Below are 20,152 nucleotides of genomic sequence, written 5' to 3' on the forward strand. Positions count from 1 at the left end.
CTTAAATGACCGACTATAAAGCCACGTTAAACCTTCCGGACACCGCCTTCCCAATGAAGGCCGGCCTGCCTCAGCGCGAACCACAGATTCTGCAGCGTTGGGACAGCATTGGCCTGTACGGAAAGTTGCGCGAGATTGGCAAGGATCGTCCCAAGTTCGTACTGCACGACGGTCCTCCCTATGCCAACGGCTCGATTCACATCGGTCATGCGGTCAACAAGATTCTCAAGGACATGATCATCCGCTCGAAAACCCTGGCGGGTTTCGACGCGCCTTACGTTCCTGGCTGGGACTGCCACGGTCTGCCGATCGAGCACAAGGTCGAAGTGACCCACGGCAAGAACCTGTCCTCGGACCAGACCCGCGAGCTGTGCCGCGCCTACGCTTCCGAGCAGATCGAAGGGCAGAAGGCCGAGTTCATCCGCCTGGGTGTGCTGGGCGACTGGGCCAACCCCTACAAGACCATGAACTTCGCCAACGAGGCCGGCGAGATCCGTGCCCTGGCGGAAATGGTCAAGGGCGGCTTCGTGTTCAAGGGCCTGAAGCCGGTGAACTGGTGCTTCGACTGTGGCTCGGCCCTGGCTGAAGCAGAAGTCGAGTATCAGGACAAGAAGTCCGCGACCATCGACGTGGCCTTCCCGGTCGCCGACGAAGCCAAGCTGGCCGGTGCCTTCGGCCTGGCCAAGCTGGCCAAGCCTGCTGCCATCGTGATCTGGACCACTACCCCCTGGACCATCCCGGCCAACCAGGCGCTGAACGTACACCCTGAGTTCAACTACGCCCTGGTCGACACCGGCGAACGCCTGCTGGTGCTGGCCGAAGAGCTGGTGGAATCCTGCCTTGCCCGCTACAACCTGGAAGGCTCGGTGATTGCCACCGCGCCAGGTTCGGCCCTGGAACTGATCAACTTCCGTCATCCGTTCTATGATCGTCTGTCGCCGGTGTACCTGGCCGAGTACGTGGAGCTGGGTGCTGGCACTGGCGTGGTTCACTCGGCCCCGGCCTATGGTGAAGACGACTTCGTGACCTGCAAGCGTTATGGCATGGTCAACGACGACATCCTCAACCCGGTGCAGAGCAACGGTGTCTACGCGACATCGCTGGAGTTCTTCGGCGGCCAGTTCATCTGGAAGGCCAACCCGGCCATCGTCGACAAGCTGAGCGAAGTCGGTGCGCTGTTGCACACCGAAACCATCAGCCACAGCTACATGCACTGCTGGCGCCACAAGACCCCGCTGATCTATCGCGCCACCGCGCAATGGTTCGTCGGCATGGACAAGCAACCGGAAGCCGGCGACACCCTGCGCCAACGCGCCCTGCAAGCCATCGAAGACACCCAGTTCGTACCGGCCTGGGGCCAGGCACGCCTGCACTCGATGATCGCCAACCGCCCGGACTGGTGCATCTCCCGCCAGCGCAACTGGGGTGTACCGATCCCGTTCTTCCTGCACAAGGAAAGCGGCGACCTGCACCCACGCACTGTCGAGCTGATGGAAGAAGTGGCCCAGCGCGTCGAGCAGGAAGGCATCGAGGCCTGGTTCAAGATGGACGCCGCCGAGCTGCTGGGCGACGAAGCCGCCCAGTACGACAAGATCAGCGACACCCTGGACGTCTGGTTCGACTCCGGTACCACTCACTGGCACGTGCTGCGTGGTTCGCACCCCGTGGGCCATGAAAGCGGTCCGCGGGCCGACCTGTACCTGGAGGGCTCCGACCAGCACCGCGGCTGGTTCCACTCGTCCCTGCTCACCGGTTGCGCCATCGACAACCACGCGCCGTACCGCGAACTGTTGACCCACGGCTTCACCGTGGACGAGAACGGCCGCAAGATGTCCAAGTCCCTGGGCAACGTGATCGCGCCGCAGAAAGTCAACGACACCCTGGGTGCCGACATCATGCGCCTGTGGGTCTCGGCCACCGACTACTCCGGCGAGATGGCGGTTTCCGACCAGATTCTGCAGCGTAGCGCCGACGCCTACCGGCGGATCCGCAACACTGCGCGTTTCCTGCTTTCCAACCTGAGCGGCTTCAACCCGGCCACCGACCTGCTGCCGGCCGAAGACATGCTGGCCCTGGACCGTTGGGCCGTGGACCGTACCTTGTTGCTGCAGCGCGAGCTGGAGCTGCACTACGGTGAATACCGCTTCTGGAACGTCTACTCCAAGGTGCACAACTTCTGCGTGCAGGAGTTGGGCGGCTTCTACCTCGACATCATCAAGGACCGCCAGTACACCACCGGCGCCAACAGCAAGGCGCGCCGCTCGGCGCAGACCGCGCTGTACCACATCTCCGAAGCGCTGGTGCGCTGGATCGCGCCGATCCTGGCCTTCACCGCCGATGAGCTGTGGGAATACCTGCCGGGCGAGCGTAACGAATCCGTGATGCTCAACACCTGGTACGAAGGCCTGACCGAATTGCCCGCTGACTTCGAACTGGGCCGCGAGTACTGGGAAGGCGTGATGGCCGTCAAGGTTGCGGTGAACAAGGAACTGGAAGTTCAGCGCGCGGCCAAGGCCGTCGGTGGCAACCTGCAAGCCGAAGTCACCCTGTTTGCCGAGGATAACCTGGCCGCTGACCTGGCCAAGCTGAGCAACGAACTGCGTTTCGTGCTGATCACCTCGACCGCCAGCCTGGCCCCGTTTGCCCAGGCGCCAGCGGACGCCGTGGCCACCGACGTACCGGGCCTCAAGCTCAAAGTCGTCAAGTCGGCCTTCCCCAAGTGCGCCCGTTGCTGGCACTGCCGTGAAGATGTCGGCGTGCACCCTGAGCACCCGGAAATCTGCGGTCGTTGCGTAGATAACATCAGCGGAGAAGGCGAGGTCCGTCACTATGCCTAACGCCGCAGGCCGTTTCGGCCGTCTGGGCTGGCTGTGGTTGAGCGTGCTGGTCCTGGTCATCGACCAGGTCAGCAAGCTGCACTTCGAAAGTTCGCTGAGCATGTACCAGCAGATCGTGGTGATCCCGGATTACTTCAGCTGGACCCTGGCCTACAACACCGGCGCCGCCTTCAGCTTCCTCGCCGACGGCTCCGGCTGGCAGCGCTGGCTGTTCGCCCTGATCGCGATTGCGGTCAGTGCGGTGCTGGTGGTCTGGCTCAAGCGTCTGGGGCGCAATGAAACCTGGCTGGCCATCGCTCTGGCGCTGGTGCTGGGCGGGGCCCTGGGTAACCTGTACGACCGCATCGCCCTGGGCCATGTGATCGATTTCATCCTGGTGCACTGGCAGAACCGCTGGTACTTCCCGGCATTCAACTTCGCCGACAGTGCTATTACCGTTGGCGCGGTGATGCTGGCCCTGGATATGTTCAAGAGCAAGAAAACCGGAGAAGCCGTTCATGACTGAACAGGTATTGACTGAACAACGCATCGGTCAGAACACGGAAGTCACTTTGCATTTCGCATTGCGCCTGGAGAACGGCGACACCGTAGACAGCACGTTCGACAAGGCCCCGGCGACCTTCAAGGTCGGCGATGGCAACCTGCTGCCAGGGTTCGAAGCGGCGCTGTTCGGCTTCAAGGCCGGCGACAAGCGCAACCTGACCATCGAACCGGAAAACGCCTTCGGCCAGCCCAACCCGCAGAACGTGCAGGTCATCCCGCGTTCGCAGTTCCAGGACATGGAGCTTTCGGAAGGCTTGCTGGTGATCTTCAACGATGCGGCGAACACCGAGTTGCCAGGTGTGGTCAAAACTTTCGATGACGCGCAGGTGACCATCGATTTCAACCACCCGCTGGCCGGCAAGACCTTGACCTTCGACGTTGAAATCATCGACGTCAAAGCGCTTTAAAAGCATCGCCGGCATGCCGTCTTCTATTATCCAGGAGCCGGCTGCCGGCGATCCGCTGTCTACAACGATCTAACTTCTTGCGCGCAAGACACGAGGCACAGCATGCAAATCAAACTCGCCAACCCCCGTGGCTTCTGCGCCGGCGTGGACCGGGCGATCGAAATCGTCAATCGCGCCCTGGAAGTCTTCGGGCCGCCGATCTACGTCCGGCATGAAGTGGTGCACAACAAATTTGTCGTCGAAGACCTGCGCAATCGTGGAGCGATCTTCGTCGAAGAGCTGGACCAGGTGCCGGATGATGTCATCGTCATCTTCAGCGCCCACGGTGTTTCCCAGGCCGTGCGCAGCGAGGCTGCAGGTCGTGGCCTCAAAGTGTTCGACGCCACCTGCCCGCTAGTGACCAAAGTGCATATCGAAGTGGCGCGCTACAGCCGCGACGGCCGTGAATGCATCCTGATCGGCCATGCCGGCCACCCCGAGGTCGAAGGCACCATGGGCCAGTACGACGCCAGCAATGGTGGCGCCATCTACCTGGTGGAAGACGAAAAGGATGTGGCCGAGCTGAAGGTGCGCAACCCTGAGCGCCTGGCATTCGTGACCCAGACCACCTTGTCCATGGATGACACCAGCCGGGTGATCGATGCCCTGCGCACGCGCTTTCCGGCCATCGGCGGGCCACGCAAGGACGACATCTGCTACGCCACGCAGAACCGTCAGGACGCGGTCAAGCAACTGGCTGACGAATGCGACGTGGTGCTGGTGGTCGGCAGCCCCAACAGCTCCAACTCCAACCGCCTGCGCGAGCTGGCCGAACGCATGGCCACCCCGGCCTACCTGATCGACGGTGCCGAAGACCTGCAGCGCAGCTGGTTCGATGGTGTGGAACGCATCGGCATTACCGCCGGTGCCTCGGCCCCGGAAGTGCTGGTGCGTGGCGTAATCCAGCAACTGCAGGCCTGGGGTGCCACCGGCGCCGATGAACTGGCCGGCCGCGAAGAAAACATCACCTTCTCCATGCCCAAAGAGCTGCGGGTTCGCTCGCTGCTCTGATCAACCGACACCTGCGCACAAGGCCTGCTCGGCGTTTTCGCTGCGCAGGCTGACCCTCCCGCTACGCGACAGCACCACCTGATGGCGGCTGTACTCCCGGCCTGCCTGGCAGACGTGGAGTGTTCCTGCCTGAAAGGCGCCACTGGGCAGCAGCGGGTGGCCCAGGGCGCTGAAGCGCACGAAGTGCTGCACCGGGCGATTGCCCACGATCAATACCTGCCCACTGCCTTGGCGCTCGACCAGTTGCGGGTTGCGCGCGTCCTGGGCGCCCTTGCCGCTGATATCCAGGATGATCCTCCAGCCCCGGCTCCAGTCGTCCTCCAACCCATGGATCAGGACCGTGCGCTGGTGCAGGATCGCTGCCGCCCGGGCGTTGCGCAGGCCACTGGCGAGCATCTGCGCGGCGTCCTGCTGGCGATTGGAGCGCAGCAGCTCACTCATGGCGCTACCGGAAAGCGGCAGCAGCAGGCCCAGCAGAACCAGTGCGGTCAGCAGTTCAATCAGGCTGAAGCCTTTCTCATGCATGGGGTCTCCCTCCCTGGGGACGACGGTTTCACGCAATCCGTGCGTGTTCATTGAGCAAATGGCCAACGCGCCGGTCTATGGAGGGTCCGGGCGCTTGCCTGTTATAGCCGATGACACTTCCAAGGCCGGCCATGAATTTGCATACAAAGGGTTTCACCTTGCTGGAATTGCTCATCGCCCTGGCGATCGCGGCCCTTCTTCTGGGCCTGGTGGTGCCTGCCTATCGCACCACCGTGCAGCGAGTGCGTGCCGACACCGAGATCAATCAACTGCGCCAGGCCCTGGCTTACGCACGGTTGGAAGCGATCAATCGCCGCCAGAGGGTCGGGATTCGCCCGGCTGCCAAGGACGCTCCCTGGAACGGCGAATTGGTGGTATATGCGGGGCAGGACCCCGGAGGCAATGTATTGCGGGTTGTTCCAGGCCTCAGTCCGGGGGCCACCCTGACGCTAACCTCAGATGAGCACAGCATCGATTTCAATCGCCTCGGCGGCTTGGCGGCCAGGGATGCGCTGCACATTGTCTATGGACTGGACCAGCAGCGGCGGGTGATCAGTGTCTGTCTCAATGGGCGGGTGATAGCAGCGGAGAACTGCGGATGAACGTGCGGGATGCACAGGATGGCATGACCCTGATCGAGGTGCTGGTGGCGCTGTTGATACTGGCGGTTGGCCTGCTGGGTGCGGCGGCGGTGCAGATCAAGGCGCTGCAGTACACCGACAGCGCGCGGATGACCACCCAGGCCAGCTTTATCGCCTATGACATGCTCGACCGGATCCGCGCCAACGCCGCCGCCGACTACAGCGTGGCGATGCCGGCCGAGGGCAACCCGGGCAATGTGCGGGATCAGGACCTGTACGACTTTGCCGCCAATATCGCGAGCTTCGCCGGCCCCAGCGGCAAGGGCAGCATCAGCGTCAAGCAGCATGTCTACACCATTCGCATCACCTGGGACGATTCCCGTGCCGAGGGCCGGGAGGGCAGCCTGCGTAGCCTGGAGCTCAGTAGCCGGGTTGCAGCGCAACCGGGAGGCCTGCCGTGAACCGGGCCGATAGTGGCTTCGGCCTGGTGGAGATGATGCTGGCACTGGCCTTGAGCCTGGTGCTGGTACTGGGGGTGGCCCAGGTATTCATTGCGGCGAAGAACACCTACCAGAGTCAGAGCGCTGCCGCCTACCTGCAGGAGGATGCACGCTTTGTCCTGAGCAAGATGCTTCAGGAAATCCGTATGGTGGGGCTGTTCGGTTGCCTGCGGACCATCAGTGATGCCAGCACGGCACGGGAGTTCTCGCACTATGCGGCGACGCCGATCCAATGGGACAACGCCCAGCAGAAACTGACCCTGATCACCGCCGATGTCGGGGACGATGGCGGAACACCGACCTGGAGCGTGGTCAGCGACTGCCAGCGCAGTGCCGTAGCCTATTCAGGCGCTCATCGAGGGGCCGGCGCTGAGCAGGTGTTCGCCCTGCGCCGGCTGTTCTACAGCCTGAAGAATCGCCAGTTGCTGCTGGGCAGCGGCCTTGGCAAGCAGCAAGCGGTGCTGCTGGACAACGTCGAAGCCTTTGATGTGAGTTTCGGCATGGCCCGTTCGACCACCGACATTGCCGCCTCCAGCTACAGTCGCAACCCGCTGGACCCGGACCGGATCCGCAGTGTGCGCTTGCGCCTGACCCTGGCCGACCCCCATGACCGCGTGCGCCCGCAGACCTACAGCGTGGTCGCGGCCCTGCGCAACAGGTTGCCCTGATGACGCGCTTGCCAGGTCAGGTGCCTCTCGGGCAGCGGGGCGTGGCGTTGCTGGTCAGCCTGGTGTTCCTGTTGCTGCTGACCCTGATCGGGCTCTCGTCGCTGCAGAACGCCACCCTGCAGGAAAAGATGGCTGCCAGCCTGACTCTGCACAACCGCGCATTTCAGGCCGCCGAAGCCGCGCTGCGGGTGGGGGAGAGTGCGGTGCAGCAGGATGATTTCCGCTTGCCGGTATGTGCCAGCCCTGCTCAGTGCGCGCCTCCCGCCGAATCAGCGCAGGTCAAGGCTCCTGGAGTCAATGCAGCTTCGGCGGTGCTGTGGATCGCTAGCGGCTCTGGCTTCTACGGGGTGCAGAACCTCGGTGTTTCACAGGATGCGGTGAATGTGCCGAGCAATACTCCAGCCACCTTGTATCGCGTGACCGCTGTCGGTCTGGCCGGGCAATCGCGCAGTGTGCTGGAGAGCATCTATGCCAAGTATTGATCGGGGCATTCGTCGGCCCGGCTGGCGAAGCCTGGGCGCGCTGCTGCTGAGCCTGTTGCCGGTACCTCTGGCCATGGCGTTCAACCCTGCCAGCACCCCGCTTCTTGGTGCCGCGGCGGTGGCGCCGAACGTGATGCTGGTGCTGGATGACTCCCTGGGCATGAACAGCATTGTCCATGCCCGGGAGTTCGATCCGCTGCTCGCCCGTGCTGCGGTCTGGCGCTGTGCCGGAGTGGGGGGCGAGTGTGCTCGGGGGGAGCGACTTGCAGGCCAGGCGATTGCCTTGTCCAGCCTCGGCGAGTCGGGGTGCCGGGCAGGCTTTCACAGCTTCCATGATCCCGAACGTGGGGTGCGCTGCCTGAAGCTGCCGGACCCGGTTGGGGCTGGAAATACGCTGTACTCAGCGGACTACCTGTCCTGGCTACTGGCGCAGGCCAAGGGACGGGAGCGAGACTTCACTGACGGTTCCATTCCCAACGACTACCGGATGAATGTGGCGCGGCGGCTGGCCACGGCCCTGGTGACCCGGTATCGCTGGCTGCGCCTGGGGTTGGCCACCTTCAATCCGCCGGCCCCGGGTGATCCGGGCCCTGGGGGTTACATTGCCCGTCCCATCAGCGACCTGTCGGCCATTGAAGGCGCTGTGAGCCCGGCCCAGGCCGAGGCCAATTACCAGGCCCTGCTGGCGACAATCAATGGCCTCAAGGCCGGCGGTCATACGCCGTTGGCGGAAACCTACTACGAGATCACCCGCTACCTGCGCGGCATGGTGCCGTACTACAACCTTTCACCGGCGCTCTACAGCAGTCCCATTCAGTACCGTTGCCAGAAGAACTAGGGGGTGGTGATCAGTGCCGGGGCAGCGGATCACGATACTCAGTTCCCGCTCAACGATCCGCTGGGGGCGGGGCGCCTGCCCAACTGGGACGGGATCGGCAACGACGGTAGCGAGCGTGATGGGCAGACCCTGTACCTCGATGACCTGGCCAAGTTCGCCTTCGATATCGACTTGCGTGGCCCAGGAGTGGATGAGGCCGGGAAAAGCTGGGCGGCGGTGGATTTCCCCCGTCAGTACCTGAATACCTTCACGGTGGGTTTCCAGGCATACAATCCTCTGCTGATGGGCGCTGCGGACTACGGTCAGGGTGAGTATTTCCAGGCCCGCAGCAACCTTGAGCGCGTGCTCGCAGGTGTTCTGGGCGAAGGCATAGCCAGTGTCGTGACTGCTGGCAGTGGTGTACTGGATGCCGCCAGTGGTCGTTATTACCAGAGCCAGTACGACCCGCTCGATTGGCATGGCACGATCCGCGCCTATGGCATCGACAATCAGGGCCGAGTGGCTGTCGATTCGCCGTTGTGGAGCAGCGATAGCGGCGTGGAGGGTGCCGGCGCGGAGGCAATCCATGAGACCTGGAACACTGCCAGCCGACGTCCGGTGAGCCTGGCCTATGGCAACTTGTCCACCGCTCAGCGTGGCGAACTTGAGCAGTCGTTGCCTGCAGGTGTCAGTGGCGCCGAGCTATTGGACTGGAGCCAGGGCCGCTCCGTGAGCGGGCTCAGGGAGCGCCGCTATCAGTTGGGAGATATCGTCAATTCGCCGCTGGTGCTGGCCACTGCCGGGCAGCGCAGTGCTGTCGATGGGGCTGACGGGGGCGACTACAGCCGCTACCTGGCACAGAAAGCCACGGCCATGGCGACGCGCTTGTTGGTGAACAGCAATGACGGGTTGTTCAATGTGCTGGACCCGGCCAGGGGTGAGCGCCTCTATGGCTACATGCCCTCCAGCGCGTTGGGCGCCCTGGCGCAGATCGCCGATCCCGGTTATCTGCGGGGCGAGCGCCATCGCTATCTGGTGGATGGCCCCCTGGCGGTGTTCGATGGGCAGCGGGGCGGTGCCTGGCAAACCCTGGCCCTGGGAGGCGTCGGGGCGGGCGGCAAGAGTTTCTTTGCGGTGCGTCTGTTCGACGTCGTGCACGGCAATACGCCTGGCGCCTTGTGGGAAATCGGCGCTCCTCCCGAGCCGGACCGCAATCATCCTTTCAATGACTTGGGGTATGCCTATGCCCGCCCACAGGTAGCGCGCTTGGCCGATGGTCGCTGGGCGGCTTTCATCGGCAATGGCTACGGCAGCCATTCCGGGGTGGCAGCGCTGTATGTGGTGGACCTGAATGATGGCTCGCTGATTCGCGAGATCGCCATTGACGACCAGCCTGACAATGGCCTGTCGTCCGTCACCCTCAAGGTCAATGCACGCAATGAGGTGCAGGCGGCCTATGCGGGCGACCTCAAGGGGCGACTGTGGAAATTCGAGCTGTCCGGCAACGATAGCGCCAGCTGGCATCTGGCATTTGCCGGGCAGCCCTTGTTCCGCACCGCCGGTGGCGCCAGCCAGCCGATCAGCGCACCGCCGCGCCTGCTCGATCATCCCCGTGGTGGCCAATTGGTGCTGTTCGGTACGGGCAAGCTCAACGAGACCCGGGACAAGCAAAGCCGGGCGCGCCAGGGATTCTATGGCGTGTGGGACGCCGAGGGCGGTCCTGGGGGCATAAGCGAAAGTCAGTTGCAGGTGCAGCACCTTGAGGCCGGGTTCAGCGCGGCGGCCGGCAGTTTCCTGCGCAGCACCCTCAACGAGGTGCGTTATCCGGCGCAGCGCGGCTGGTACCTGCCCCTGGTACAAGGTGGCCTGGCAGCCGGCGAGCGGGTGCTCAACGAGGCGACCCTGGTGGCCGGCAGGGTGGTGTTCAGCACCCTGCAACTGGAGCCCGACGACCCTTGTTCGAGTGCCGGCAGTGGGAAATTGATCGAGCTGGAGGCGTTCAGCGGTAAGATGCTCGACGCTGCGGTGCTCGACACCAATGGCGACGGGGTCGTGGATGACCAGGACCAGCCCTCCAGCGGCGTGCGCTACGTCGGCACCGTGCCCAGCCTCGGCGGAGTTGCCAGCAATGGCGCCCGCAAGATCATCAGTGACTCCAGGGGGGGCATCAGCACCCTGGTGGAAAGGCCCGGTGGTGGCAGCCGGCGCATCCTGTGGCGACAAATCCAGTAAGCGAGATTCTTGACCATGCGCAGATCCAACCAAGGTTTTACCCTGATCGAAATCATGATCGTGATTGCGATCATCGGTCTGGTCCTTACCTTGAGCCTTCCCAGCATCACCGAATACGTGAAAAAACCGCACCGCAGCGAAATCGCGGTACTGCTTACCGAGCAGGCGCAGCAGCTTGAACGGCATTTCTCCAAGGCCGGGGTCTACAGCAACGCCCCGGACCTGAGCGCCGGCAATGAGTACTACAGCATTGCCGCAACCCTGACCGACACCGGCTTCTCCCTGACCGCGACCCCGAAGGACGATGGGCTGATGGCGGCGGACAAGTGCGGCAGTTTCAGCATCGACCAGACCGGCGCGACCCGCATCAGCGGCCAGGCCGAAGGGCTGACCGCCAAGGATTGCTGGGGGCGCTGAGCACCTGATTCGGGCCGCGGCGCCCACTGTCTTTCTCATGATTGGATCGGACTATGGCTAAGCAACAGCAAGTGCTGGTGGTGGGCGGCGGGGTGATCGGCCTGCTCACCGCCTTCAATCTGGCGTCCCAGGGCCAGCAGGTACGGCTTCTGGAACGTTCGGACCTGGGGCGTGAATCGTCCTGGGCCGGTGGTGGGATCGTCTCGCCGCTTTACCCCTGGCGCTACAGCCCGGCGGTCACTGCCCTGGCACACTGGTCGCAGGATTTCTACCCACAATTGGCCCAGCAACTGTTTAGTGCCACCGGTGTCGACCCGCAGGTGCATGTCACCGGCCTCTACTGGCTGGACCTGGAGGATGAAGCCCAGGCCCTGGAGTGGGCCAAGCGTGAAGGCCGGCCGCTGAGTGCTGTGGATATCTCGGCGGTGCATGACGCGGTGCCGGTGCTGGGCAATGGTTATCAACAGGCGATCTACATGGCTGATGTGGCCAACGTGCGCAACCCGCGCCTGGTCAAATCCCTGAAGGCGGCGTTACAGGCGTTGCCTAATGTGCAAATCGATGAGCAATGCACCGTCAGTGGTTTTATCCGCGAAGGCCAGCAAGTGGTGGGGGTCGATAGCTCGCTGGGCGAGGTTCGCGCTGATCAGGTGGTGCTCTGCGCCGGGGCCTGGAGTGGCGAACTGCTAGGCAGCCTGGGCCTGGAACTGCCGGTGGAGCCGGTGAAGGGGCAGATGATCCTCTACAAGTGTGCTGCCGACTTTCTGTCCTGCATGGTCCTGGCCAAGGGGCGCTATGCCATCCCGCGGCGCGATGGCCACATTCTGGTGGGCAGCACCCTGGAGCATGAAGGCTTCGACAAGACCCCGACCGTTTCGGCCCTGGAGAGCCTCAAGGCCTCCGCGGTCGAGCTGATTCCCGCCCTGGCCGAGGCCGAGGTGGTCGGGCACTGGGCCGGGCTGCGCCCGGGTTCTCCGGAAGGCATTCCCTACATCGGGCCGGTTCCGGGCTTTGCTGGCCTGTGGCTTAACTGCGGGCACTACCGCAATGGCCTGGTGTTGGCGCCGGCCTCCTGCCAGCTGTTCTGCGACCTGCTGCTGGGGAACCCGCCGATCATCGATCCGGCGCCTTATGCGCCTGAAGGTCGGATCTAGTCCAGCCCGAGCTTCTTCATGCGGTAACGCATCGAACGAAACGACAGGCTCAGCCGCCGAGCCGCCGCCGTGCGGTTCCAGCGGGTTTCTTCCAGGGCCTGGAGCAGCAGCTGGCGCTCCACCTGTTGCAGGTGCAGCGCCAGGTCTAGCTGGGTGGCCGCCGCCGATGATCGGGCGTCAGGGCTGTCGGCACTGGGCAACTGCAGGTCGTCTGTTTCTATCCAGTGTCCTTCGCATAGGGTCTGCGCCCGCTCCAGCAGGTTTTCCAGCTCTCGCACGTTGCCCGGAAAGTCATAGCGCTCAAGGGCTTGCAGGGCTTCGGGGCGTAGCTGGACGGCAGGCTGGCCGCTGTCCCTGGCCAGGCGCTGCAGGACGTACCCTGCCAGTGCGGGGATGTCGCCACGGCGCTCGCGCAACGCGGGGACTCGCAACTCGATGACGTTCAGGCGGTAGTAGAGGTCCTGGCGAAAGCGTCCGGCCTCTACCTCGTTTTTCAGGTCCTTGTGGGTGGCACAGAGAATCCGCACGTCGACGGTTTTTTCCTGCTGGCTGCCTACAGGGCGCACGGTCTTTTCCTGCAGAGCCCGTAGCAGTTTTACTTGCATGGCCAGAGGCAGGTCGGCGACCTCATCAAGAAACAGGGTGCCTCCGTGGGCGGCCAGAAATAACCCGGGCTGATCGCTGACGGCGCCACTGAAGCTGCCTTTGCAATGGCCGAAGAGTTCACTCTCCATCAATTCGGAAGGAATCGCCCCGCAGTTGACCGGGACGAACGGGTATCGGGCCCTGGGGCCAAGCTGGTGGAGCAGGCGGGCGACCCGTTCCTTGCCACTGCCGGATTCACCACTGATATAGACCGCCGCCAGGCTGTGGGCCAGCTTGTCGATGTGGCGACGCAGGGCATTCATGGGCGCCGAGTCTCCCAGCAATTGCCGGGCTGGGTCGTCCCTTGCGCAGTCCGTGGCCTGTTTCAGGCTGGCACCCACCCAAGCACGCAGTTGCTTGAGGTCCAGAGGCTTGTGCAGCAACTGGCAGGCTCCGGCCTGCAGGGCGCCGGCGCTGGCCTGTGCACAGGCGCCGTTGCTTAGCAGCGCCACAGGAAGGTTGGGGTGGGACTGGCGGATGTGCCGCAGCAGCTCCAGCCCGCTGCCGTCCGGTAGCTGCAGGTCGGTCAGGCACAGGTCAAAGCGCTCCCGGGCCAGGCGGCCACGGGCTTCCTGCAGGGTGCGCGCACTTTGGGTGTGCAAGCGCATCCGGCCCAGAGTGATCTCCACAAGGGCGCGGGTTTCCGTGGCTTCATCGACCACCAGCACCGATTGCCGTGGGTTCATGGCAGCTGCAATCTTCATCCGTGAGAGAGGAGCGGGCAACAGTGCTCGTCCGTTAGGCGTGAACTCAAGTCTAGGCCCGACGGAGTCACGGCGCAGGCGATGGGCAACTGGTCATCCTGCCGGGCGTCCTGAACGTGTGTGTCGTCGGGGCGTTCGGGTGCCCGTGGATGGGGGGCTACAACGCTCTGCCCGAGAGCGAAACGGCGAGTAGGCGCCAACAGGCTATTTTGTCGCCAATTGTTGAGCCGGGGTTGGCACTTGGGACTTCCCGTTCCTGAGTTAAGGTTCGAAGCCTGGGAGAGGCGAGGGAGGAAGGGGGCGACGAGCCGGTTCATGCGCTGACCAAGGCCTGGAATAGTCCGTGTCAGACGCCATTTTTCACCCCCGAGTTCCTTGCCTCGGGGATCGGCGGTGGGCCTGGGGGCTCAGCGGTCCTGCTTGCCCGGCCCTTGTTGCAGGTGTGCCTGGCTGCAGTACCACTGTTGCGACTGGCTCAGGGCCCGATCCTGGGGCAGGTGCACGCCACAATGGGCGCAGCGCACCATGGGCGTAGTGGCCGGTTCATTGGGGGAGCGAGGGGCAGCGATAGGACGCTTGAACTTGCGCCAGAACCATACCGCGGCGGCAATCAGAGCGATCCAGAACAGTAGACGAACCATGGCAACCAGCTTTGTGAAGGGGGAGGACGCAGTTTAGCCAAGCGCCCGTCGGGCGCACAGGCCCATGAATGCGCGGGCATAAAAAAGGGAGACTTCAAGTCTCCCTTTTTTATGCCCGCGGGGTGATCAGTCGAACACGCCGAAGGTCATGTAGCTGAACCAGGAGCGGTCGCTGTTGTTGCCAGCGGCCTCGTGCTTTTCTTCCTCGACCGCATCGCCATTGGCGTCTTTAGGCTTGAGCTCGGACGGAATGGCATCCTTGGCGTCCTGGTATTGCTTCATCACGTCCTGGTTGGCGCGGGTTTCTCCCGGCGGCAGCGGTGGACGGGACTCGATCAGGCCCAGGGTGGCCTTGCTCAGCCACGAACGGTTGTCGGCTTCAGCCACACGTGGCACGAACTGACCGTCCACCAGGCTTGGGTGATTCGGGTAGTTGAGCTTCAGGGTTTCCAGGCTGGTGGCAGCCAGTTCGTCCAGGTGCAGGCGCTGGTAGGCCTCGGTCATCACCGCCAGGCCGTCACCGACCGATGGGGTTTCCTGGAAGTTCTCCACTACGTAGCGGCCACGGTTGGCGGCGGCGACATAGGCCTGACGGGTCAGGTAGTAGTCGGCTACGTGGATTTCGTAGGCTGCCAGCAGGTTGCGCAGGTAGATCATGCGCTGCTTGGCGTCTGGCGCGTAGCGGCTGTTGGGGAAGCGGCTGGTGAGCTGGGCGAACTCGTTGTAGGAGTCGCGGGCGGCACCCGGGTCACGCTTGGTCATGTCCAGTGGAAGGAAGCGTGCCAGCAGGCCGACGTCCTGGTCGAACGAGGTCAGGCCCTTGAGGTAGTAGGCGTAGTCCACGTTCGGGTGCTGGGGATGCAGGCGAATGAAGCGCTCGGCGGCGGACTTGGCGGCCTCGGGTTCGGCATTCTTGTAGTTGGCGTAGATCAGCTCGAGCTGCGCCTGATCGGCGTAGCGACCAAAGGGATAGCGCGATTCCAGGGCCTTGAGCTTGGCGGTGGCGCTGGTATAGCTGTGGTTGTCCAGGTCGGTCTGCGCCTGCTGGTACAACTCGACTTCGCTCAGGTTTTCGTCAACGACTTCCTTCGATGAGCAAGCAGCGGTCAGTGCGAGGATGGCGATCAGCAGCAGGTGTTTCACTTGCATGGCGGCTTGCGTCCCTATGACGGCCGCTGTCTTGGGCGGGGCCGTCCTGTTATGATGAGCGCCCCGTTGAAAGCCTCGGGGCAAAAGACGCCGTATTTAACCACAAGCGCGCAGCCGAAACCAAAGGCTGTGCCGACGCCCAGTCCGAGCATGTCCGATAAAATTGAACTTCGCGCAGAGGTGCCGTCCGAACTGGGCGGTCAACGCCTCGATCAAGTCGCCGCCCAACTATTCGCTGAGCATTCGCGCTCGCGCCTTTCCGCCTGGATCAAGGACGGCCGCCTGACTGTGGACGGAGCGGTTATTCGCCCGCGGGACATCGTGCACGGCGGCTCCATTCTTGAGCTGACTGCCGAGCAGGAGGCCCAGGGCGAGTGGATCGCCCAGGATATCGAGCTGGATATCGTCTATGAAGATGACGACATCCTGGTGATCAACAAGCCTGCGGGCCTGGTGGTGCACCCGGCTGCCGGCCATGCCGATGGCACCTTGCTCAATGCCCTGCTGCATCACATCCCGGACATTATCAATGTGCCGCGGGCCGGTATCGTCCACCGCCTGGACAAGGACACTACCGGTTTGATGGTGGTGGCCAAGACCATCCAGGCGCAGACTCAACTGGTGGCCCAGCTGCAAAGCCGCAGTGTCAGCCGCATCTATGAATGCATCGTGATCGGCGTGGTAACCGCCGGGGGCAAGATCAACGCTCCGATCGGCCGTCATGGTCAGCAGCGCCAGCGCATGGCGGTGATGGAAGGCGGCAAGCAGGCCGTCAGCCACTACCGGGTTCTGGAGCGTTTCCGTTCCCACACCCATGTGCGGGTCAAGCTGGAAACCGGTCGTACCCACCAGATCCGCGTGCACATGGCCCACATCAACTTCCCGCTAGTGGGTGATCCAGCCTACGGCGGCCGCTTCCGCATTCCGCCGGCGGCGAGCCAGACCATGGTCGACTCGCTGAAGAACTTCCCGCGCCAGGCCCTGCATGCACGTTTCCTGGAGCTGGATCATCCGACCACCGGTATCCGCATGAGCTGGGAATCGCCGCTGCCGGACGATTTCGTCTGGCTGTTGTCGCTGCTCAAGCAGGACCGCGAGGCGTTCATCGGATGAATGACTGGCTGATTCCCGACTGGCCCGCGCCGGCCGGAGTCAAAGCCTGTGTCACCACCCGCGCTGGCGGCGTCAGCCTGACGCCGTTCGACAGCCTCAACCTGGGCGATCATGTCGACGATCAGCCACAAGCAGTGGCCGAGAATCGCCGTCGCCTGAGCGAACACTTCGGCATCGCCCCGGCCTGGCTGCAACAGGTGCACGGGGTGGCCGTGGCCCACGCCGACCCTTCCATGGTCGCGACCGCGGACGCCAGTTGGTCCGCCACCCCGGGCGTTGCCTGTGCGGTGATGACGGCCGACTGCCTGCCGGCACTGTTCTGCAACCGTGCCGGAACCCGAGTCGCCGCGGCCCATGCCGGCTGGCGCGGGCTGGCGGCGGGCGTGCTGGAAGCCACCCTCGACAGCCTGGATACGCCCTGCGCCGAGGTGCTGGTGTGGCTGGGGCCGGCCATTGGCCCGCAGCGCTTTGAAGTGGGGCCCGAGGTGCGTGAAGCCTTCGTTACCCAATTGCCGGCGGCCGAGCAGGCTTTTGTGCCGAGCGCCAATGCCGGGCGCTTCATGGCCGATATCTATCAGCTGGCGCGCCTGCGCCTGGCTGCCTGTGGTGTGACTGCCGTGTACGGTGGCGGCTACTGCACCGTCAGCGATCCCCGCTTCTTTTCCTACCGGCGCAGCCCTCGCACCGGGCGTTTTGCCTCCCTTATCTGGCTTGAGCGCTAGACTAATCTGACTTGTGTCAAGCTGCCGGCGCTTGAATCTCCCAGAATCGACCGCATCTAGAGATACATCTGGCAGGTTTCTCTATTTAGGTGTGTCCATCGCTCCGGCCTGCTCAAAAGGAAGGTGACTAATGCGTATAGACCGATTAACCAGCAAATTGCAGCTGGCCTTATCCGATTCTCAATCTCTGGCGGTTGGCCTCGATCATCCGGCCATTGAACCGGCGCACCTGATGCAGGCGCTGCTGGAACAGCAGGGCGGCTCGATCAAGCCTCTGCTGATGCAGGTGGGCTTCGACGTCAACAGCCTGCGCAAGGAACTGAGCAAAGAGCTCGACCAACTGCCGAAAATCCAGAACCCCACTGGCGACGTCAACATGTCCCAGGATCTTGCGCGCCTGCTCAACCAGGCCGACCGCCTGGCGCAGCAGAAAGGCGACCAGTTCATCTCCAGCGAGCTGGTGCTGCTGGCCGCCATGGATGAGAACAGCAAACTCGGCAAATTGTTGCTGGGCCAGGGCGTGAGCAAGAAAGCCCTGGAGAACGCCATCAACAACCTGCGCGGCGGCGAGGCGGTGAATGACGCCAACGTCGAAGAGTCGCGCCAGGCCCTGGACAAGTACACCGTCGACCTGACCAAGCGCGCCGAAGACGGCAAGCTTGATCCGGTAATCGGCCGTGACGACGAAATTCGCCGGACCATCCAGGTGCTGCAACGCCGGACCAAGAACAACCCGGTGCTGATTGGTGAACCAGGCGTGGGTAAGACCGCCATCGCCGAAGGCCTGGCCCAGCGGATCATCAACGGCGAAGTGCCCGATGGCCTCAAAGGCAAGCGCTTGCTGTCCCTGGACATGGGCGCCTTGATCGCCGGTGCCAAATACCGTGGCGAGTTCGAAGAGCGCCTCAAATCCCTGCTGAATGAACTGTCGAAGCAGGAAGGGCAGATCATCCTGTTCATCGACGAGCTGCACACTATGGTCGGCGCTGGTAAAGGCGAAGGCTCGATGGATGCGGGCAATATGCTCAAGCCCGCCCTGGCCCGTGGCGAGCTGCATTGCGTGGGCGCCACCACGCTCAACGAGTACCGCCAATATATAGAGAAGGACGCGGCCCTCGAGCGGCGCTTCCAGAAAGTGTTGGTGGATGAGCCGAGCGAGGAAGACACCATTGCTATCCTGCGCGGCCTGAAAGAGCGCTATGAGGTGCACCATAAGGTAGCGATCACCGACGGCGCGATCATTGCCGCGGCCAAGCTCAGCCATCGCTACATCACCGATCGGCAGTTGCCGGACAAGGCCATCGACCTGATCGACGAGGCCGCCAGCCGCATCCGCATGGAGATCGACTCCAAGCCGGAAGTGCTGGACCGTCTGGAGCGGCGCCTGATTCAGCTCAAGGTTGAATCCCAGGCCCTGAAGAAAGAAGACGACGAGGCTGCGATCAAGCGCCTGGAAAAACTCCAGGAAGAGATTGTCCGCCTGGAGCGTGAATACGCTGACCTGGAAGAAGTCTGGACCTCGGAGAAAGCCGAAGTGCAGGGTTCTGCGCAGATCCAGCAGAAGATCGAGCAGTCGCGCCAGGAACTGGAAGCGGCGCGTCGTAAAGGCGATCTCAATCGCATGGCCGAGCTGCAGTACGGGGTGATCCCGGACCTGGAGCGCAGCCTGCAGATGGTCGACCAGCACGGCCACAGCGAGAACCAGTTGCTGCGCAGCAAGGTCACCGAGGAAGAAATTGCCGAAGTGGTGTCCAAGTGGACCGGCATCCCGGTGTCGAAGATGCTTGAAGGCGAGCGCGACAAGCTGCTGAAGATGGAAAGCCTGCTGCACGAGCGGGTGATTGGCCAGAACGAAGCCGTGGTGGCGGTGGCCAACGCTGTGCGCCGTTCCCGAGCCGGGTTGTCCGACCCGAACCGGCCCAGCGGTTCGTTCATGTTCCTCGGCCCGACCGGCGTGGGTAAGACCGAGCTGTGCAAGGCCCTGGCGGAATTCCTCTTCGATACCGAGGAGGCCATGGTGCGGATCGACATGTCCGAGTTCATGGAGAAACACTCCGTGGCTCGCCTGATCGGTGCGCCACCAGGCTATGTCGGTTATGAAGAGGGCGGTTACCTGACCGAAGCCGTGCGTCGCAAGCCGTACTCGGTGATTCTTCTGGACGAAGTCGAGAAGGCGCACCCGGATGTGTTCAACATCCTGCTGCAGGTCCTGGAAGATGGTCGTCTGACGGACAGCCACGGGCGTACCGTGGATTTTCGCAATACGGTGATCGTCATGACCTCCAACCTGGGCTCGGCGCAGATCCAGGAGCTGGTAGGGGATCGTGAGGCCCAACGTGCGGCGGTGATGGACGCGGTGTCCACCCACTTCCGGCCGGAGTTCATCAACCGGGTCGACGAAGTGGTGATCTTCGAGCCTCTGGCACGGGATCAGATCGCCGGCATCACGCAGATCCAGTTGGGTCGCCTGCGCAGTCGCCTGGCGGAGCGCGAGCTGAGCCTGGAACTGAGCGACGAGGCCTTGGACAAGCTGATCGCTGTGGGTTACGACCCGGTGTATGGCGCACGGCCGCTGAAACGGGCCATCCAGCGCTGGATCGAGAACCCGTTGGCGCAGTTGATCCTCTCCGGCGGTTTCTTGCCGGGAGCCACGGTTACCGCCTCGGTGCAGGACGACGAAATCGTCTTCGCCTGATCACTGATCGGTGGGTTTATAGAGGAGGCCTCGCATTGCGAGGCCTTTTTTTTCACTAGGGCGTTGAACTGTAAGGAAAAGGCTTGTAAAGTGCGCCCCGCAGTCAGTCACCCCCGAGGTTTTTTCTGATGAAGAAGAAACCGGCAATGAAGTCGCAAATCATTGTCTTAAAAGCAATTTAAGGGGTTGACAGGGTTTTTTAAGATTGTAAAATAGCGCGCCTCAGAGACATGAACGTAGCGATACGAACAAGTCGAAGAGGATGAAGCA

The 20,152-nt window shown here is 63.1% G+C and carries 17 protein-coding genes and 1 pseudogene; 14 read left to right on the forward strand and 4 right to left on the reverse strand.

What is annotated here, in order from left to right:
- Positions 1-5: 5 nt before the first annotated feature.
- From ileS to ispH, 4 genes are all read left to right on the forward strand, one after another.
- Positions 6-2,837, forward strand: a complete 2,832-nt coding sequence (gene ileS / locus KCG88_RS30085; protein ID WP_047289312.1) for an isoleucine--tRNA ligase — start codon at positions 6-8, stop codon at positions 2,835-2,837.
- The gene (gene lspA, locus KCG88_RS30090) at positions 2,830-3,342 is read left to right on the forward strand and encodes a signal peptidase II (protein WP_011063548.1); all 513 of its coding nucleotides are present in this window, start codon (positions 2,830-2,832) and stop codon (positions 3,340-3,342) included. The genes ileS and lspA overlap by 8 nt, the downstream gene beginning before the upstream one ends.
- Positions 3,335-3,787: an FKBP-type peptidyl-prolyl cis-trans isomerase gene (gene fkpB, locus KCG88_RS30095; protein ID WP_011063547.1), complete on the forward strand. Its 453-nt coding sequence runs from the start codon at positions 3,335-3,337 to the stop codon at positions 3,785-3,787. The genes lspA and fkpB overlap by 8 nt, the downstream gene beginning before the upstream one ends.
- A gap of 102 nt (positions 3,788-3,889) precedes the next feature.
- Positions 3,890-4,837, forward strand: a complete 948-nt coding sequence (ispH, locus tag KCG88_RS30100) for a 4-hydroxy-3-methylbut-2-enyl diphosphate reductase (protein ID WP_210713709.1) — start codon at positions 3,890-3,892, stop codon at positions 4,835-4,837.
- On the opposite strand, the gene KCG88_RS30105 is transcribed toward ispH, so the two are convergent.
- On the reverse strand, positions 4,838-5,362 hold the full coding sequence (locus KCG88_RS30105) for a GspH/FimT family protein (RefSeq protein ID WP_210713710.1): 525 nt from the start codon (positions 5,360-5,362) through the stop codon (positions 4,838-4,840). It lies immediately after the preceding gene.
- Positions 5,363-5,493: 131 nt separating this feature from the next.
- On the opposite strand from KCG88_RS30105, the gene KCG88_RS30110 reads away from it, so the two are divergent.
- The 7 genes and pseudogenes from KCG88_RS30110 to thiO all read left to right on the forward strand — a co-directional run bounded on the left by KCG88_RS30110 (position 5,494) and on the right by thiO (position 12,213).
- Entirely contained in the window at positions 5,494-5,964 is a 471-nt protein-coding gene (locus KCG88_RS30110) for a GspH/FimT family protein (RefSeq protein ID WP_210713711.1), read from the forward strand.
- Positions 5,961-6,404, forward strand: a complete 444-nt coding sequence (pilV, locus tag KCG88_RS30115) for a type IV pilus modification protein PilV (RefSeq protein ID WP_210713712.1) — start codon at positions 5,961-5,963, stop codon at positions 6,402-6,404. Before KCG88_RS30110 ends, pilV begins: the two co-directional genes overlap by 4 nt.
- Positions 6,401-7,111, forward strand: coding sequence for a prepilin-type N-terminal cleavage/methylation domain-containing protein (locus KCG88_RS30120; protein ID WP_210713713.1), 711 nt, complete (start codon positions 6,401-6,403; stop codon positions 7,109-7,111). The genes pilV and KCG88_RS30120 overlap by 4 nt, the downstream gene beginning before the upstream one ends.
- Positions 7,111-7,593: a PilX N-terminal domain-containing pilus assembly protein gene (locus tag KCG88_RS30125; RefSeq protein WP_210713714.1), complete on the forward strand. Its 483-nt coding sequence runs from the start codon at positions 7,111-7,113 to the stop codon at positions 7,591-7,593. The genes KCG88_RS30120 and KCG88_RS30125 overlap by 1 nt, the downstream gene beginning before the upstream one ends.
- Positions 7,580-10,642: pseudogene (locus KCG88_RS30130) on the forward strand (PilC/PilY family type IV pilus protein). The gene KCG88_RS30125 and the pseudogene KCG88_RS30130 overlap by 14 nt, the downstream one beginning before the upstream one ends.
- A gap of 15 nt (positions 10,643-10,657) precedes the next feature.
- Positions 10,658-11,059 (forward strand): type IV pilin protein, encoded by a 402-nt coding sequence (locus KCG88_RS30135; RefSeq protein WP_015637084.1) that lies wholly within the window; start codon positions 10,658-10,660, stop codon positions 11,057-11,059.
- Between the two features lie 53 nt (positions 11,060-11,112).
- Positions 11,113-12,213: a glycine oxidase ThiO gene (gene thiO, locus KCG88_RS30140; protein WP_047289300.1), complete on the forward strand. Its 1,101-nt coding sequence runs from the start codon at positions 11,113-11,115 to the stop codon at positions 12,211-12,213.
- On the opposite strand, the gene KCG88_RS30145 is transcribed toward thiO, so the two are convergent.
- The 3 genes from KCG88_RS30145 to KCG88_RS30155 all read right to left on the reverse strand — a co-directional run bounded on the left by KCG88_RS30145 (position 12,210) and on the right by KCG88_RS30155 (position 15,352).
- On the reverse strand, positions 12,210-13,544 hold the full coding sequence (locus KCG88_RS30145; RefSeq protein ID WP_210713715.1) for a sigma-54 dependent transcriptional regulator: 1,335 nt from the start codon (positions 13,542-13,544) through the stop codon (positions 12,210-12,212). The two genes, thiO and KCG88_RS30145, sit on opposite strands and share 4 nt — an antisense overlap.
- A gap of 425 nt (positions 13,545-13,969) precedes the next feature.
- Positions 13,970-14,203 carry a PP0621 family protein gene (locus KCG88_RS30150; RefSeq protein WP_210713716.1) on the reverse strand — a complete coding sequence of 78 codons (234 nt, stop codon included), beginning with the start codon at positions 14,201-14,203 and terminating at the stop codon, positions 13,970-13,972.
- A 126-nt stretch (positions 14,204-14,329) separates the two neighbouring features.
- A complete protein-coding gene (locus KCG88_RS30155) occupies positions 14,330-15,352 on the reverse strand; it encodes an outer membrane protein assembly factor BamD (protein WP_047289293.1) in 1,023 nt (340 codons plus the stop codon).
- A gap of 150 nt (positions 15,353-15,502) precedes the next feature.
- Between KCG88_RS30155 and rluD the strand changes: the two genes are divergently transcribed.
- The 3 genes from rluD (at position 15,503) to clpB (ending at position 19,882) form a co-directional block, all read left to right on the forward strand.
- Positions 15,503-16,465 carry a 23S rRNA pseudouridine(1911/1915/1917) synthase RluD gene (gene rluD / locus KCG88_RS30160; RefSeq protein ID WP_011063535.1) on the forward strand — a complete coding sequence of 321 codons (963 nt, stop codon included), beginning with the start codon at positions 15,503-15,505 and terminating at the stop codon, positions 16,463-16,465.
- Positions 16,462-17,187: a peptidoglycan editing factor PgeF gene (gene pgeF / locus KCG88_RS30165; RefSeq protein WP_047337840.1), complete on the forward strand. Its 726-nt coding sequence runs from the start codon at positions 16,462-16,464 to the stop codon at positions 17,185-17,187. The genes rluD and pgeF overlap by 4 nt, the downstream gene beginning before the upstream one ends.
- A gap of 130 nt (positions 17,188-17,317) precedes the next feature.
- Positions 17,318-19,882: an ATP-dependent chaperone ClpB gene (gene clpB / locus KCG88_RS30170; RefSeq protein WP_011063533.1), complete on the forward strand. Its 2,565-nt coding sequence runs from the start codon at positions 17,318-17,320 to the stop codon at positions 19,880-19,882.
- The last annotated feature ends 270 nt before the right edge of the window (positions 19,883-20,152 follow it).

Origin of the sequence: Pseudomonas sp. MWU349, from assembly GCF_017947325.1 — a bacterium.
GTDB classification, from domain to species: Bacteria; Pseudomonadota; Gammaproteobacteria; order Pseudomonadales; family Pseudomonadaceae; genus Aquipseudomonas; species Aquipseudomonas protegens.